Source organism: Aeromonas sp. SE22, assembly GCF_038739755.1.
Lineage (GTDB): Bacteria > Pseudomonadota > Gammaproteobacteria > Enterobacterales > Aeromonadaceae > Aeromonas > Aeromonas jandaei.
In genome coordinates this window covers 14030-27911 of the sequence record NZ_JBCGFD010000004.1, presented here as the reverse complement: position 1 = coordinate 27911, position 13882 = coordinate 14030, and the positions used below count along the sequence as shown (strand labels likewise).

The window sequence follows — 13882 nt, the reverse complement described above, 5'->3', positions numbered from 1 at the left end:
AATTATGGGTGCGGCTTTCCACCTGGAGAATAGAGGGATATTGGCAGAACGACCAAAACAACAAAGGGAGCCGAGGCTCCCTTGGGTCATCATCCACGAAAATCAGCCGCGCGGGCAGATCTCGTTGTCAGAGAAGAAGTAAGCAATTTCACGGGCAGCGGAAGCCGGTGCATCGGAGCCGTGCACGGCGTTGCGATCGATGCTCTCGGCGTAGCAGGCACGCAGGGTACCGGCCAGCGCCTCTTTCGGGTTGGTTGCGCCCATGATTTCACGGTTGCGACGGATGGCATCTTCCCCTTCCAGCACCTGTACCATAACGGGGCCGGAAGTCATGAAGCTGACCAGTGCGTCATAAAAAGGCTTGCCCTGATGTTCGGCATAGAAACCGGCTGCCTGCTCGCTGCTCATCCGCAGCATTTTGGATGCCACCACCTTCAAGCCTGCGCTTTCGAAGCGGCTATAGATGGCACCGATCAGGTTCTTGCTGACAGCATCCGGCTTGACGATAGAGAAGGTACGTTCGATGGCCATTGATATCTTTCCTTAACTACAGTGTTTTATTGTTAGAATCCATGTTCGCTGGCGATTATACGTAAACAAAAACCGGAAAAACACACAAACAAGCAACTTTTTATTAAACATCACTCCCCTGCATTCAACATTCATACTCATCTTGACCGGGCTGAGCGGGAAAATATGTGCGCTTGCGCACGATAGTCTCCTTAAGCCAGCAAAACGACATCTTTTGCTCACTATTCAACCATCACTAAAAAGGCACCCGAAGGTGCCTTGTCATGCTTAAAGTACTTCTGCCAGCAGCGTGCGCGCTATGGTACGCATCCCCAGGGTATTGGCCCCTGGTGCCCACAGGCTGTCGCCGTTGTCACTGAAGCAGGCAGCCAGATCGATGTGAAGCCACCCCTCCCCCTCATTGCCGACGAAACGGGAGAGGAAACCCGCAGCATTGGAGGCGCCACCCGGTCCGCCCCCCTTGACCGGACGGCTGTTGGCCGTGTCGGCATAGTGGGAAGGACACTGCTGGCGGTGCCAGGGCTCCAGCGGCAACGGCCAGGCCGGTTCCTGCTCTGCATCGGCATACGCCATGGCCCGGCTCACCAGCCCCTTGTCGAGACCGAACAGGGCGTTGTAACGTCCACCCAGCGCCATCACTGCCGCACCGGTCAGGGTTGCGGCATCGATGATCAGCGGTGCACCGGACTCGCTAGCCAGCTGCAGGCCGTCCGCCAGCACCAGCCGCCCCTCAGCATCGGTGTTGACGATCTCGACCGTGGTGCCGTTCTTGTAGGTGAGGATGTCCCCCAACTTGTAGGCGTGACCGGAGACCAGGTTCTCGGCGCAGCAAAGGATGAGCTTCACCCGCTTGTCGAGCCCGCGCAGCATGGCCAGCGCCAATGCGCCGGTCACAATGGCGGCGCCGCCCATGTCACATTTCATGGTGAGCATCCCCTCGGAGCTCTTCATGGAGTAGCCACCTGAGTCAAAGGTGATCCCCTTGCCCACCAGAGCCGCCGCCACCGGCGCCTTGGGATCCCGCCCCGGATTGAAGTCGAGCTCCAGCAGCACCGGCTCGCGCTCGCTGCCACGGCCGACCTGATAGAGGCCGACCCAACCCGCCTGTTGCAGCGCTTCACCCTTGAGAATGCGATGGCTCACCTTGTCCGGTGCCAGCTCGGTAATAAAGGAGGCGGCTTCAACCGCCAGCTCCAGCGGCCCCAGCTGCTCCGGCGTGGCATTGGTCATCTCCCGCACCCAGCGGCCACAAAGCCAGCGTGCTTCCAGCTCCTCTCTGTCCTCTTCCGAGGACATGGCCCACTGCAATTGCACCTCGGCCTTGGGGGTTTGCAAGCCCTGGGCAAAGGCCCACTGCTGTTCGCGCTCCCAGTGGCCAGCCAGCGTCACCTTCTGGATCCCCTGCTGGCAGAGACGACGCGCCGCTTGCTGGATATCCAGCAAGGCATGGGTCGTTGTCAGATGGATCACCATGCCATCGGCGCGGTGCGAGAGCAGCGCCCCCTCCCCCCACTCGGCAGGGGCCAATTCCCGGCTCAACCAGACGTTCATGCGCTCACCTCCTGCAGCCAGCGGGCGATGGTACGCAGGCCATGGCCCTTGGCACCGGTTGCCCACAGATCGTTGCCCGCTTTCTGGTAAGAAGCGGCCAGATCCAGGTGTACCCAGCCCTTACCCTCATCGCGCACAAAGCGGGAGAGGAAGGCCGCTGCCGTAGTGGCACCAGCAGTCCCTTCAGCCGAAGCTACGTTACCCAGATCGGCAAAGGCCGAGGTGAGCTGGCCAGCATGCCAGGGCTCCAGCGGCAGCGCCCAGGCCTGCTCGTTTTCCGCTTTGGCAGCGGCCAGTGTGCGGGCCTGCTCGGATTCATCGAGGGCGAACACCGCATTGTAGTCGCGACCCAGCGCCATCTTGGCCGCACCGGTCAGAGTGGCAGCATCGAGGATATAGGCCGCGCCACTGTCAGAGGCCACCATCAGGCCATCGGCCAGCACCAGACGCCCTTCGGCATCGGTATTCTGGATCTCGACCGAAATGCCGTTCTTATAGGTGAGAATGTCGCCCAGCTTGAAGGCGTGGCCCGAGACCAGGTTCTCGGCGCAGCAGAGGATCAACTTCACCCGCTGGTTCAAACCGCGGCTGATGGCCAGTGCCAGCGCACCGGTCACCATGGCGGCACCGCCCATATCGGACTTCATCGGCAGCATGTTGTCAGAGGACTTCATGGAGTAGCCACCGGAGTCAAAAGTGATCCCCTTGCCCACCAGCGCTGCAACGACCGGGGCGTTGCGATCACCGGTCGGGTTGTAATCAAGCTCCAGCAGCACAGGCTCGCGCTCGCTGCCACGGCCCACCGACCAGATCCCGATATGGCCCGACTCGCGCAGCGCTTCACCGGCCGTGATGCGGGCGGTCACCTTGTCGCCAGCCAGACCGCGGATCAGCAGCAGCGCCGACTCCGCCAGACTCATGGGGTAGATCTCCTCCGGGGTGCCATTGGTGATCTCGCGTACCCAGCGGGTCGCCTTGAGCAAGCCATCCAGCTCGCGGGCATCCGCGTCGCTCTGCTGGCCGAAATCCAGTTCACGGGCTCCCTTGGCGGCGTAGAAACCCTGGGCGAACGCGTAGCGACGTTCCAGATCCCAACCTTCACCGGCCAGCGCAACCCGCTTGAGCCCGCTCGACTCGAGACGACGGGCAGCACGCTGCACAGCGCGCAGCACCTCTTTCTCAACAGAGAGAGCGCCGAGGTGAATAGTGGCTTCATCGCCATTGAAACTGAGCAGGGCACCCTCGCCCCAGTGAGCGGCCGCAGCCTGGGTGGACAACCCTACCTTCATCATGTCAGCCATCTTCTCTTGCTTCCTTTTTTACTGGCACTGTTTTAATGCGCAAACAGGTAAGAACGAATACAAAAAAGGCCGTGCCCCAAAGGGGTCACGGCCTTCACCATATCACTGAAGCACCGATGGATGCTGCACGTGCAATTCACTTGTGTGTAATTAATGGCGTTCAGAGGCGAGGTTCAGGGTGTACTTGGGCAGTTCCACCACCAGATCTTCGTCCGCCAGTTTTGCCTGGCAGCTGAGGCGCGATTCCGGCTCCAACCCCCACGCCTTGTCCAGCATGTCGTCTTCCAGCTCGTCACTTGGCTCGAGCGAGTCGAAGCCTTCGCGCACCACACAATGGCAGGTAGTGCAGGCACAGGACTTCTCACAGGCATGCTCGATCTCGATGCCGTTGCGCAGCGCCACATCCAGAATGGTCTCGCCGCTCTCGCCTTCGAGGGCAGCGCCATCCGGACAGAGCACGGGATGAGGAAGAATGATCAGTTTTGGCATATTACACCTTGTTGACGTTTTGTCCGGTCAGCACCTTGCGAATGGAAGCATCCATCCGGCGGGCTGCAAACTCACCACTGGCAGCATCCGCCGCCTCGATGGCTTCTTTGATTTGGTTGGTACTCCCCGCCTGACGCATGGCCAGCAGATGGGCGATGGCGCCGTCGATTTCGGCGCGCTCTGCCGCATTGAGCAGTGCATCGCCATCAGCAGCCAGCGCGGCATTCAGGCTCTCGACCACCCGGTCGGCCTCGACCTGCTGTTCTGCCAGCATGCGGGCATCCATATCCTGCTGAGCATTCTCGATGGAGGCGCTCAGCATGTTGAGGATATCCTCCTCTGCCAGCCCGTAAGAGGGCTTGACCTGGATCTCGGCCTGCACGCCGGAGGATTTCTCCATGGCGCTGACCGATAGCAGACCATCCGCATCCACCTGGAAAGTGACGCGAATATGGGCGGCACCGGCGGCCATCGGCGGAATGCCGGTCAGGGTAAAACGGGCCAAAGATCGGCAATCCGCCACCAGCTCGCGCTCACCCTGCACCACGTGGATGGCCATCGCAGTCTGACCATCCTTGAAGGTGGTGAACTCCTGAGCGCGGGCCACTGGTATGGTGGTATTGCGCGGGATCACCTTCTCAGCGAGCCCCCCCATGGTCTCAAGACCCAGGGAGAGCGGGATGACGTCCAGCAGCAGCATCTCGGCATCTGGCTTGTTGCCCACCAGAATATCGGCCTGAACGGCAGCGCCGATGGCCACCACCTTGTCGGGATCGATACTGGTGAGCGGCGTGCGACCAAAGAACTCGCCTACCATCTCACGCACCAGCGGCACCCGGGTGGAGCCCCCCACCATCACCACCTCCAGCACTTCCACCTGCTCGAGACCCGCATCGCGCAGGGCGCGGCGGCAAGCCAGTAGAGTGCGTTTCACCAGCGGCGCGATGAGCTCATCAAACTGGCTGCGGCTCACCGAGCCCTGCCAGCCGGCAAAGGTGCAGGGAACACTGTCGGCATCGGTCAGACCATGTTTGACGGCGGCAGCCACATCCAGCAGCTCGCGCTGCAGACGGGCATCCAGCTCGCCGGCCAAACCGGCTTTTTCTTTAATCCAGTCAGCCAGCAGGTGATCGAAATCATCGCCACCGAGGGCGGAATCACCGCCGGTCGCCATCACTTCGAATACACCGCGGTGCAGACGCAAAATTGAGATATCGAAGGTGCCGCCACCCAGGTCATAGACAGCGATAACCCCTTCCTGACCGGAGTCGAGGCCATAGGCGATGGCTGCGGCGGTCGGCTCGTTGAGCAGACGCAGCACGTGCAGACCGGCCAGACGGGCCGCATCCTTGGTACCCTGACGCTGGGCATCATCAAAATAGGCGGGCACTGTGATGACCACACCATCGAGATCGCCACCCAAGGTCTGGGCGCCGCGCTCGGCCAATTTTTTGAGGACCTCGGCCGAGACTTGCATCGGGTTGACCAGCCCCTGACGGGTCTGCAACTGCGGCATGCCGTTGTCGGCTGCCACGAATTGATAAGGCTGCTGGCGGGTATCAATATCGGCCAGCGCCTTGCCCATCATCCGTTTGACCGAGACGATGGTATTGTGCGGGTCGAGCGCCGCTTCACGCTTGGCATCGAAGCCCACCCGGATTGCATCCGCCTGATAGTGAACGACAGAGGGGAGCAGGTCGCGCCCCTGTTCATCACTGAGCGTGGCGGCCTGACCGCTGCGCACTGCAGCGACGAGAGAATTGGTGGTACCGAGATCGATGCCGACGGCACGTTTATGCTGATGGGGAACAGCGCTCTGGCCGGGTTCGGCGATTTGCAGTAATGCCATGGGTAATGAGACTTCCAGCGTTAAAGGATCAAGACTCGAGGAGCGAGTCTTCGAATCGTTCCAGCTCTTCGAGGAGCTTGTCGACAAACTTGAGTTTGCGAACGCAGTCGGCGGCGACAGGATCGTTGCCAGTGGCAAGCGAGTCGGTCAGCTGCTGCATCAACAGCTGGTGATCATGCCTGATCTCGCTGCGAAAATCCTTGATGGCGCGCTCAGGGTCAGCGTCACCTTTCAGATCGGCCAGACGCTCGCGCCATTCAAGCTGCTGCATCAGAAAAGCCGTGTCTTGCAGGGTTTGCTGTTCGCCGCGAATATCGGTGCCACGCAGAGAGAGCAGATATTCGGCACGGCGCAGCGGCGCCTTGAGGGTGGTGAATGCGTCGTTGATCTGGGCGGCACGCTGTACCGCTGCCAGCTGCTCCCGCTCGGGAGCAGTGGCGAAACGATCGGGATGAAACTGGGTCTGCAGCTGACGGTAGGTGTCGGCCAGCTGCCGGGTATCGAGCTCGAAGCCTTCAACCAGCCCAAACAGCTCGAAATGGTTCATGCAATCCTCTTAGACACTGAAGCTTTCGCCACAACCACACTCGCCTTTGGCGTTGGGGTTGTTGAATTTGAAGCCCTCGTTGAGCCCCTCTTTGACGAAATCCAGCTCGGTGCCATCCAGATGGATGAGGCTCTTGGCATCGACAATAATCTTGACGCCCTGCTGCTCGAATACCTGATCTTCTCCGGTCAGCTCATCGACAAACTCGAGCACATAGGCAAGGCCCGAGCAGCCGGTGGTCTTGACGCCGAGGCGCAGGCCAATGCCCTTGCCCCGGTTGGTCAGAAAAGAGGAAACCCGTGCCGCGGCGGCATCTGTCATGGTAATAGCCATACTGCTCTCCGGCGCTTAGAGACCTTTCTTCTGCTTGTAATCGGCGATGGCGGCCTTGATGGCATCCTCGGCCAGAATGGAGCAGTGGATCTTCACCGGCGGCAGAGCCAGCTCTTCGGCGATGTCGGTGTTCTTGATGCCAGCCGCTTCGTCCAGCGTCTTGCCCTTGACCCATTCGGTCACCAGGGAGCTGGAGGCGATGGCAGAACCGCAGCCATAGGTTTTGAACTTGGCATCTTCGATGATGCCCTCTTCACTGATCTTCAGCTGCAGCTTCATCACGTCGCCACAGGCAGGTGCACCCACCATGCCGGTTGCAACGCTGGGATCATTTTTGTCAAAACCACCGACGTTGCGCGGATTTTCGTAGTGGTCGATTACTTTTTCACTGTAAGCCATATCTAACTCCTGCTAATTCTGTTGCTCACTGAAGTGATCAGTGATGAGCCCATTCGACCGTGTTCAGATCAACGCCATCCTTGTACATCTCCCACAGCGGAGACATCTCGCGCAGACGACCGATAGAGTCACGAATGAGCTTGACCGCGTAGTCAATCTCTTCTTCGGTGGTGAAGCGACCGATGCTGAAACGGATGGAGCTGTGAGCCAGCTCGTCGTTCAGACCAAGCGCACGCAGCACGTAGGAGGGTTCCAGACTGGCAGAAGTACAGGCAGAACCGGAAGATACCGCCAGATCCTTGAGCGCCATGATGAGGGATTCCCCTTCCACATAGGCGAAGCTGACGTTGAGGTTGCCGGAGACACGCTGCTCCAGATCACCGTTGAGGTAGACGGCTTCGATATCTTTCAGGCCATCCCACAGACGCTGACGCAGTGTCATCACGCGCTCGTGCTCGCTTGCCATCTCTTCCTTGGCGATACGGAAGGCTTCACCCATGCCGACGATCTGGTGAGTCGGCAGGGTGCCGGAACGCATGCCGCGCTCGTGACCGCCACCGTGCATCTGGGCTTCGATACGTACGCGCGGCTTGCGGCGTACGTAGAGCGCACCAATCCCTTTCGGACCGTAGATCTTGTGGGCAGAGAGAGAGAGCAGGTCAATCTTCATCGCTTCAACGTCGATTTCTACCTTGCCCACGCTCTGGGCGGCATCGACGTGCAGCAGGATCTTGCGGGAGCGGCACAGCTCGCCCAGCCCTTTGATGTCCTGAATCACGCCGATCTCGTTGTTCACGTGCATCATGCTGACCAGAATGGTGTCGTCACGCATGGCGTTCTCAATCATCTCGAGAGTGAAGAGACCATTGGGCATTGGCTCGAGATAGGTCACCTCGAAGCCTTCACGCTCCAGCTGACGACAGGTGTCGAGCACTGCTTTGTGTTCGGTTTTGGAGGTGATGATGTGCTTGCCTTTGCTGGCATAGAAGTGAGCAACACCCTTGATTGCCAGGTTGTCAGACTCGGTCGCACCGGAGGTAAAGACGATCTCGCGCGGGTCAGCACCAATAAGCTCTGCCACTTGATTACGGGCCAGATCTACCGCCTCTTCGGCCTGCCAGCCGAAACGGTGAGAACGGGAAGCCGGATTGCCAAACAGGCCATCCATGGTGAGACACTGCATCATTTTTTCTGCGACACGCGGGTCCACCGGACAGGTTGCCGAATAATCAAGGTAAATAGGCAGTTTCATGTTTTTCTCCGTCACAGTTCGGGTCATACAGAATCCCGCTGTGGAAAGCACGTTTATAGTTGGACTTTCAAGCTCACATCGCCGTGTTCTGCCCGTTCAATCAGGGACAACACGCTTTTCATCTGTTCATCTTGCTTGCCGGCAATCCGGCGTACATCGGCCTGGCGAACCAGCTCGGCCAGGGTGATCTCGCCGAGGAAACTGGAGATCCGCTCGCTCAGATCACGCCACAGGGAGTGGGTCAGGCACTGGGTACCACCATGACAGCCCCCTTTGCCGAGGCACTTGGTGGCATCCACCGACTCGTCAACCGCAGTGATCACCTGGCCGACCGAAATCTCGTCAGGGGCCAACCCGAGGCGATAACCGCCACCGGGACCGCGCACGCTGCTCACCAGGCCATGTTTGCGCAGGCGGGCAAACAGCTGCTCGAGATAGGACAAGGAGATGCCCTGGCGCTCGGAAATATCGGCGAGGGGAACAGGCCCCTGCTCTGCATGCAGCGCCACGTCGAGCATGGCGGTTACAGCGTAACGTCCTTTTGAAGTCAGTCTCATGTGCCTTACCGTCTTGCGAACCAATTCAATGGGCACATGGTCACATACCCGACCAAATCAGTCAAGTATATGGTTGAGTAATCCAGTCGGGTTTATCCCTGCGGTCTCGTCTTTTGCACCGAGGTAAGAATGCCCCGCAGAATATTGAGTTCTACCGACTCCGGACGAGCCCGGTTGAACAGGCGGCGCAACTTGTTCATCACCTGCCCCGGATGGTCGTCGGTAATGAAGCCTGTCTTTAGCAGCGTCTGCTCCAGATGCTGGTAAAACCCCTCCAGCTGTTCGGCACTGGGGTAATCCGGAGCCGTCTCTTCAGCAACCTCTTCCTGCCCCTGCAACCAGTGCATCCGCACTTCGTAGCAGAGGGTCTGTACCGCCATGGCCAGGTTGAGGGAGCTGTATTCGGGGTTGGCCGGAATGGCCACATGGTAGTGGCACTTCTGCAGCTCGTCGTTGGTCAGGCCGGTCCGCTCGCGACCAAAAACCAGCGCAACAGGATGCTTCATCCCTTCTGCTACCGCCATCTTGCCCGCTTCGCGGGGATCGAGCATAGGCCAGCTCAGAGTGCGGGAGCGTGCGCTGGTGCCAATCACCAGACCACAGTCAGCGATGGCTTCATCGAGGGTCGGGACGATACGGGCATTGGCCAGAATGTCGCTAGCACCTGCGGCAAGGGCGTTGGCGTTGCCATCCGGTAAAGCTTGCGGATCAACCAGTACCATTTGGGTGAGCCCCATGGTCTTCATGGCGCGCGCCGCAGAACCCATGTTGCCGGTATGAGAGGTATTAACCAAAACGATACGAATCTGATCCAACATGCCCTATCAATCTTCAGTCAAAAATGGCGCGCAATTATAACATAAGAGAGCGTTATTTTGGCACCGTTAAAGGCATCCCATTTCAGAACAAAAGCGGACGTTGGTATAACAAACCGGCATGAGGCAAGGAAGAGGAAAAACTAGACTTAATGGATATGTGGAATTGTTCACGGGAGAGATCCGGCTATGTTGCCTCCGTTTATCTACGAGAAATTGCCCAGCCTCTATCTGCTGGCGGCCACTGCCATTATCACCCTCGGTAACCAGCCCCTACTCTGGTTTGCAGGTGCACTCTTATATATCGCAGGAGCGGTTACCTGGATGATGCGCTCCAGCTACCGGCGCACCGACCTCATCATCTTTCCAGCCAAACGCTGGCTGCAACCGGAATGGCTTTATGAAGCCCAGCCCTTTGTCTGGCTCGCGCTGGGACTGGCCATGGCGCAGCTGCCTGCGCCACAAGCCCTGCTGGCACTGGTGCCTTGTCTGTGGGCTTGTCACTGCCTTTGGGCACGGCACCGTTACCGCCACCATGCCCACGGCGTGACGATTCACTTACGACGGGATCCCGCCCGCCGCCGTATGAACCGGAGTCTGCGCTGATTCAGTGCGAGCCTGCTCGATAAAGGTGGCCAGATCCATCAGGGGGTACTTCATCAGCACTGGCAGCCCATCGATGTCCAGGCTGTCCATCAGGTTTTTCACTTCCAGTCCCAACTCGGTATCCCCTTCAATCTTCAGCTTGCGCTGGAAGAAGAGCGCGTCCGGATCCTCCTTGCGACCGGCAATCAGGATCAGATCGTTGGCAGTGCCGCTAAAACAGACATCGGCCTGCTCGCAGCTTTTTGCCACGACCAGTTGACCGCTCTGCTCACTGATATACCAGCAGAGCTCCAGATCGGTGACCTCTACTTTCAGCCACTTGTCTGCCAGGAACTCGAAATCGCCATCCGCGATGGCCTCCTTGAATACCCGTGCCAGCAAGCTCTCCATCAGCTGCTTCTGCAGATTGAAGGGAACCAGCTTGAGCGGATGACGCAAGAGACGGGGCGCCTGCTCGACCAGGCGACGTTGCAGTTGTTGAAACACGATGGACTCCTTTGTTTTGCGCATTCAAACACAGGGATGCCGGCAAGATCCTGTTGGAAATCAAACTTGTGCAGAGTTGGGTCAAGATGGGGAAAGCCACACAAAGCTGCCTCAGGTCAAAAAGCCAAGGGGCGGCGGTGCATACAATCAGGGCTCGTTTGCCCTTCATATGCACTCTCGGAGCGTACCAATGGAATTACTCTGTCCGGCAGGCAGTTTGCCGGCTCTGAAAACCGCCGTGGATAACGGGGCCGATGCCGTTTATATCGGTTTCAAGGATGACACCAATGCCCGCCACTTTGCCGGTCTCAACTTTACCGACAGCAAGCTGGAGAAGGCGGTAGATTATGTGCATCAGCATGATCGCAAACTTCATATCGCCATCAATACCTTCGCCCATCCTGGCGCCGATGCCCGCTGGAAGCAGGCGGTCGACCGCGGGGTGGCTCTCGGTGCCGATGCTCTCATCATCGCCGATCTTGCCGTGCTCGATTATGCCAGCCGCCGTTATCCCGACATGGAGCTGCATGTCTCGGTGCAGGCCAGCGCCACCAATGCTGCCGCCATCCGCTTCTATCAGCAGCAGTTCAATGTCAAACGGGTGGTGCTGCCACGGGTGCTCTCCATGCATCAGGTGAAACAGCTGGCCCGCGAGACCGATGTCGGCCTTGAAGTGTTTGCCTTTGGCAGTCTCTGCATCATGGCCGAGGGACGCTGCTACCTCTCCTCCTACATGACTGGCGAGAGCCCCAATACCGTCGGCGCCTGCTCGCCGGCCAAATTCGTGCGCTGGGAAGAGACCCCGAACGGCCTCGAATCACGGCTCAACGAGGTGCTGATCGACCGCTACGGCCCCGGTGAGAATGCCGGCTACCCGACCCTGTGCAAGGGGCGTTTCGAAGTGGATGGCCAGACCTACCACGCGCTGGAGGAGCCCACCAGTCTCAATACCCTGGGTCTCTTGCCCGAGCTGTTCCAGACCGGTATCCAGTCGGTCAAGATCGAAGGTCGTCAGCGCAGCCCTGCCTACGTGGAGCAAGTAACCCGGGTCTGGCGCGCCGCCATCGACGCCTATCAAGCCAATCCCGAAGCCTATCAGGTCAAAGCCGAATGGGATGCCCAACTCGCCCGTGTTTCCGAAGGTAGCCAGACTACCCTTGGCGCCTATCATCGTCAGTGGCAATAAGGAGCCCCTATCCATGAAATTCTCTCTCGGGCCCCTGCTCTTCTACTGGCCCAAAGCCGATACCGAAGCCTTTTACCGCGCCGCAGCCCAAAGCGAAGCAGATATCGTCTATCTCGGGGAAACCGTCTGCAGCAAGCGACGCGAACTGAAAGTCGATGACTGGATCTCCCTCGCCCGCGAAGTGGCGAGCTCCGGCAAGCAGGTGGTGCTATCGACGCTGGCGCTCATCTCTGCCCCCTCCGAGCTGAAAGAGGTGAAACGGCTGGTCGACAATGGCGATCTGATGGTCGAAGCCAACGATTTGGGCACAGTCCAGCTTGCCCATGAAGCGAACCTTCCATTTGTCTGTGGCCCGGCCATCAACGCCTACAATGCCGATGTGTTGCGCATGCTGATCAAACAGGGGATGAAGCGCTGGGTCATGCCGGTGGAGCTTTCACGGGACTGGCTGGTACAGCTTGAGCAGGATCTGGGGGCGACGCGCCAGCAGTTCGAAGTGGAGGTGTTCGCCTACGGCCACCTGCCGCTCGCCTACTCGGCACGCTGCTTTACCGCCCGCTCTCTCGACAAGCCGAAAGACAACTGCGAACTCGCCTGTATCAACTACCCTACCGGGCGACTGGCAAACAGCCGCGAGGGGCAGCGCGTCTTCAACCTCAACGGTATCCAGACCCAGTCCGGTTACTGCTACAACCTGGGTAACGATCTGGCCGGGATGGCAGGTCTGGTGGATGTGGTGCGACTCTCTCCGCAAGGGATGGAGACCCTGGAGATGCTGGCTCGCTTCAAGGCCAACCAGCAAGGTGACGCGCCCCTCCCCCTGTACAAAGGGAGCGAGTGCAACGGCTACTGGCGCCAGATCCCCGGCATGAGCCTGGTGGAATAAACGCAAACCACGCAAAAACAAAAAGGCCTCGCAATGAGGCCTTTTTTACACTTTCACGCTCCCTCAGGAGGGGCGGTCGCTCTTGCTCTGGCCACTCTGGGCACCGGGAGGCAGCGGCTTGCGTGCCATCAGCTCCAGCTCCAGCAAGGCATAGCGATGCTCGATGAAGTCGTAGACGTTGTTGGAAAGCGCCAGCTTGAAGTAGCTGATCGCCTCCTTGCGGTTGCCCCGACCCAGCTCGTACTTGCCCAGATAGAAGTAGGTTTCGCACAGGCGCTCGGCGAGCTCCCGGTTATCCTTCACCCCTTTGACCACATTGCCCATCAACTCGGTGGCATTCATCTCGCCGGTGTAGAGACGAACCAGATCCCAGTTCCAGGCATCGTCATCGTACTTGTTGAGACGCTCGCGCATACGGCTCATGGCCGCTGCCGGATCGAGTTTCTGCTCGGCCAGATAGAGCCAGATCACCCGATAAGGGTCTTCCGGCTGCGCCTCGTAGAAGCGCTTCATATCGGCGGCTGCCAGCTCCGGGCGATTGCCGTAGTAGAGCGCGATGCCACGGTTCAGGTAGGCATAGTCGTAATCGGGCGCCAGTTCGAGCGCCGAATCGAATGCCTCGTAGGCTTCGTCATAATTCTGCTGCTGCACCAGATAGACGCCGATGAAGTTGTAGGCTTCGGCGAAATCGGGCTTCTCCCGCAAGGCACGGTTGAAATCGAGCCGCGCAAGGGAGCGCAAACCAACGCGATCAAAGACCACTGCACGCTCATAGAACAGCTCGGCACGCTGCTCCGTGGTCAACTCCATCTCGCTGAGCATCTGCCCGAGTCGAGCTAGCGCCAGCTCGCTCTGGTAGGAGACCTGCAAAGGGGTCGCCAACACCAGAGATGCAGGCTGCGGCTTGGGAACCTGAGGGGCATTAACCTGACTGCTACTGCTGCAACCCCACATAGGGAGCAGCAACAGGATACCGAGGAGGTATCCAATCCCTTTCCTGACGTTCAATGAACACTCCGACGCTTACGCTTGACCCCGCATATGGTAAAGGTCAACCGTCGCTTTGTCATGTAGCTCAGCCTATCTCTCTCAAA

General features: G+C 59.1%; 16 protein-coding genes. 3 read left to right on the top strand and 13 right to left on the bottom strand.

Annotated features, from left to right (window positions below):
- Positions 1 to 102 precede the first annotated feature (102 nt).
- The 11 genes from ndk to trmJ form a co-directional block, all read right to left on the bottom strand.
- On the bottom strand, positions 103 to 531 hold the full coding sequence (gene ndk / locus AAHA39_RS09595) for a nucleoside-diphosphate kinase (RefSeq protein ID WP_041207423.1): 429 nt from the start codon (positions 529 to 531) through the stop codon (positions 103 to 105).
- A 267-nt stretch (positions 532 to 798) separates the two neighbouring features.
- A complete protein-coding gene (gene pepB / locus AAHA39_RS09590) occupies positions 799 to 2082 on the bottom strand; it encodes an aminopeptidase PepB (protein WP_320655916.1) in 1284 nt (427 codons plus the stop codon).
- Positions 2079 to 3383: an aminopeptidase PepB gene (gene pepB, locus AAHA39_RS09585; RefSeq protein WP_203975862.1), complete on the bottom strand. Its 1305-nt coding sequence runs from the start codon at positions 3381 to 3383 to the stop codon at positions 2079 to 2081. Before pepB (AAHA39_RS09585) ends, pepB (AAHA39_RS09590) begins: the two co-directional genes overlap by 4 nt.
- 150 nt (positions 3384 to 3533) lie before the next feature.
- Complete coding sequence (gene fdx / locus AAHA39_RS09580) at positions 3534 to 3872, bottom strand: ISC system 2Fe-2S type ferredoxin (RefSeq protein WP_033114502.1); 339 nt, start codon at positions 3870 to 3872, stop codon at positions 3534 to 3536.
- A gap of 1 nt (position 3873) precedes the next feature.
- Positions 3874 to 5721, bottom strand: a complete 1848-nt coding sequence (gene hscA / locus AAHA39_RS09575) for a Fe-S protein assembly chaperone HscA (protein ID WP_320655915.1) — start codon at positions 5719 to 5721, stop codon at positions 3874 to 3876.
- A 28-nt stretch (positions 5722 to 5749) separates the two neighbouring features.
- Positions 5750 to 6268: a co-chaperone HscB gene (hscB, locus tag AAHA39_RS09570; RefSeq protein ID WP_042033553.1), complete on the bottom strand. Its 519-nt coding sequence runs from the start codon at positions 6266 to 6268 to the stop codon at positions 5750 to 5752.
- A gap of 9 nt (positions 6269 to 6277) precedes the next feature.
- Positions 6278 to 6601, bottom strand: coding sequence for an iron-sulfur cluster assembly protein IscA (gene iscA / locus AAHA39_RS09565; RefSeq protein WP_041207418.1), 324 nt, complete (start codon positions 6599 to 6601; stop codon positions 6278 to 6280).
- Positions 6602 to 6616: 15 nt separating this feature from the next.
- Positions 6617 to 7000 (bottom strand): Fe-S cluster assembly scaffold IscU, encoded by a 384-nt coding sequence (gene iscU, locus AAHA39_RS09560; RefSeq protein ID WP_033114498.1) that lies wholly within the window; start codon positions 6998 to 7000, stop codon positions 6617 to 6619.
- Positions 7001 to 7037: 37 nt separating this feature from the next.
- Positions 7038 to 8252 (bottom strand): IscS subfamily cysteine desulfurase, encoded by a 1215-nt coding sequence (locus tag AAHA39_RS09555; RefSeq protein WP_041207416.1) that lies wholly within the window; start codon positions 8250 to 8252, stop codon positions 7038 to 7040.
- A 53-nt stretch (positions 8253 to 8305) separates the two neighbouring features.
- Positions 8306 to 8809, bottom strand: a complete 504-nt coding sequence (iscR, locus tag AAHA39_RS09550; RefSeq protein WP_041207415.1) for a Fe-S cluster assembly transcriptional regulator IscR — start codon at positions 8807 to 8809, stop codon at positions 8306 to 8308.
- A gap of 92 nt (positions 8810 to 8901) precedes the next feature.
- Positions 8902 to 9627, bottom strand: coding sequence for a tRNA (cytosine(32)/uridine(32)-2'-O)-methyltransferase TrmJ (gene trmJ, locus AAHA39_RS09545; RefSeq protein ID WP_320655914.1), 726 nt, complete (start codon positions 9625 to 9627; stop codon positions 8902 to 8904).
- A gap of 186 nt (positions 9628 to 9813) precedes the next feature.
- Here trmJ and AAHA39_RS09540 point away from each other — a divergent pair, with 186 nt between their 5' ends.
- Positions 9814 to 10230: a hypothetical protein gene (locus tag AAHA39_RS09540; protein WP_201966020.1), complete on the top strand. Its 417-nt coding sequence runs from the start codon at positions 9814 to 9816 to the stop codon at positions 10228 to 10230.
- Here AAHA39_RS09540 and ubiT read toward each other — a convergent pair.
- Complete coding sequence (ubiT, locus tag AAHA39_RS09535; protein WP_201966018.1) at positions 10183 to 10716, bottom strand: ubiquinone anaerobic biosynthesis accessory factor UbiT; 534 nt, start codon at positions 10714 to 10716, stop codon at positions 10183 to 10185. The two genes, AAHA39_RS09540 and ubiT, sit on opposite strands and share 48 nt — an antisense overlap.
- 190 nt (positions 10717 to 10906) lie before the next feature.
- Here ubiT and ubiU point away from each other — a divergent pair, with 190 nt between their 5' ends.
- Positions 10907 to 11902: a ubiquinone anaerobic biosynthesis protein UbiU gene (ubiU, locus tag AAHA39_RS09530; RefSeq protein ID WP_041207411.1), complete on the top strand. Its 996-nt coding sequence runs from the start codon at positions 10907 to 10909 to the stop codon at positions 11900 to 11902.
- 13 nt (positions 11903 to 11915) lie between these two features.
- Entirely contained in the window at positions 11916 to 12788 is an 873-nt protein-coding gene (locus AAHA39_RS09525; RefSeq protein ID WP_320655913.1) for a U32 family peptidase, read from the top strand.
- A 63-nt stretch (positions 12789 to 12851) separates the two neighbouring features.
- On the opposite strand, the gene nlpI is transcribed toward AAHA39_RS09525, so the two are convergent.
- A complete protein-coding gene (gene nlpI / locus AAHA39_RS09520; protein WP_280136025.1) occupies positions 12852 to 13796 on the bottom strand; it encodes a lipoprotein NlpI in 945 nt (314 codons plus the stop codon).
- Positions 13797 to 13882 lie beyond the last annotated feature (86 nt).

Excerpts from the sequence above, each read along its gene's own strand:
- ndk (WP_041207423.1), bottom strand. The coding sequence starts at position 531 with ATGGCCATCGAACGTACCTTCTCTATCGTCAAGCCGGATGCTGTCAGC.
- pepB (WP_320655916.1), bottom strand. The coding sequence starts at position 2,082 with ATGAACGTCTGGTTGAGCCGGGAATTGGCCCCTGCCGAGTGGGGGGAG.
- pepB (WP_203975862.1), bottom strand. The coding sequence starts at position 3,383 with ATGGCTGACATGATGAAGGTAGGGTTGTCCACCCAGGCTGCGGCCGCT.
- fdx (WP_033114502.1), bottom strand. The coding sequence starts at position 3,872 with ATGCCAAAACTGATCATTCTTCCTCATCCCGTGCTCTGTCCGGATGGC.
- hscA (WP_320655915.1), bottom strand. The coding sequence starts at position 5,721 with ATGGCATTACTGCAAATCGCCGAACCCGGCCAGAGCGCTGTTCCCCAT.
- hscB (WP_042033553.1), bottom strand. The coding sequence starts at position 6,268 with ATGAACCATTTCGAGCTGTTTGGGCTGGTTGAAGGCTTCGAGCTCGAT.
- iscA (WP_041207418.1), bottom strand. The coding sequence starts at position 6,601 with ATGGCTATTACCATGACAGATGCCGCCGCGGCACGGGTTTCCTCTTTT.
- iscU (WP_033114498.1), bottom strand. The coding sequence starts at position 7,000 with ATGGCTTACAGTGAAAAAGTAATCGACCACTACGAAAATCCGCGCAAC.
- AAHA39_RS09555 (WP_041207416.1), bottom strand. The coding sequence starts at position 8,252 with ATGAAACTGCCTATTTACCTTGATTATTCGGCAACCTGTCCGGTGGAC.
- iscR (WP_041207415.1), bottom strand. The coding sequence starts at position 8,809 with ATGAGACTGACTTCAAAAGGACGTTACGCTGTAACCGCCATGCTCGAC.
- trmJ (WP_320655914.1), bottom strand. The coding sequence starts at position 9,627 with ATGTTGGATCAGATTCGTATCGTTTTGGTTAATACCTCTCATACCGGC.
- AAHA39_RS09540 (WP_201966020.1), top strand. The coding sequence starts at position 9,814 with ATGTTGCCTCCGTTTATCTACGAGAAATTGCCCAGCCTCTATCTGCTG.
- ubiU (WP_041207411.1), top strand. The coding sequence starts at position 10,907 with ATGGAATTACTCTGTCCGGCAGGCAGTTTGCCGGCTCTGAAAACCGCC.
- AAHA39_RS09525 (WP_320655913.1), top strand. The coding sequence starts at position 11,916 with ATGAAATTCTCTCTCGGGCCCCTGCTCTTCTACTGGCCCAAAGCCGAT.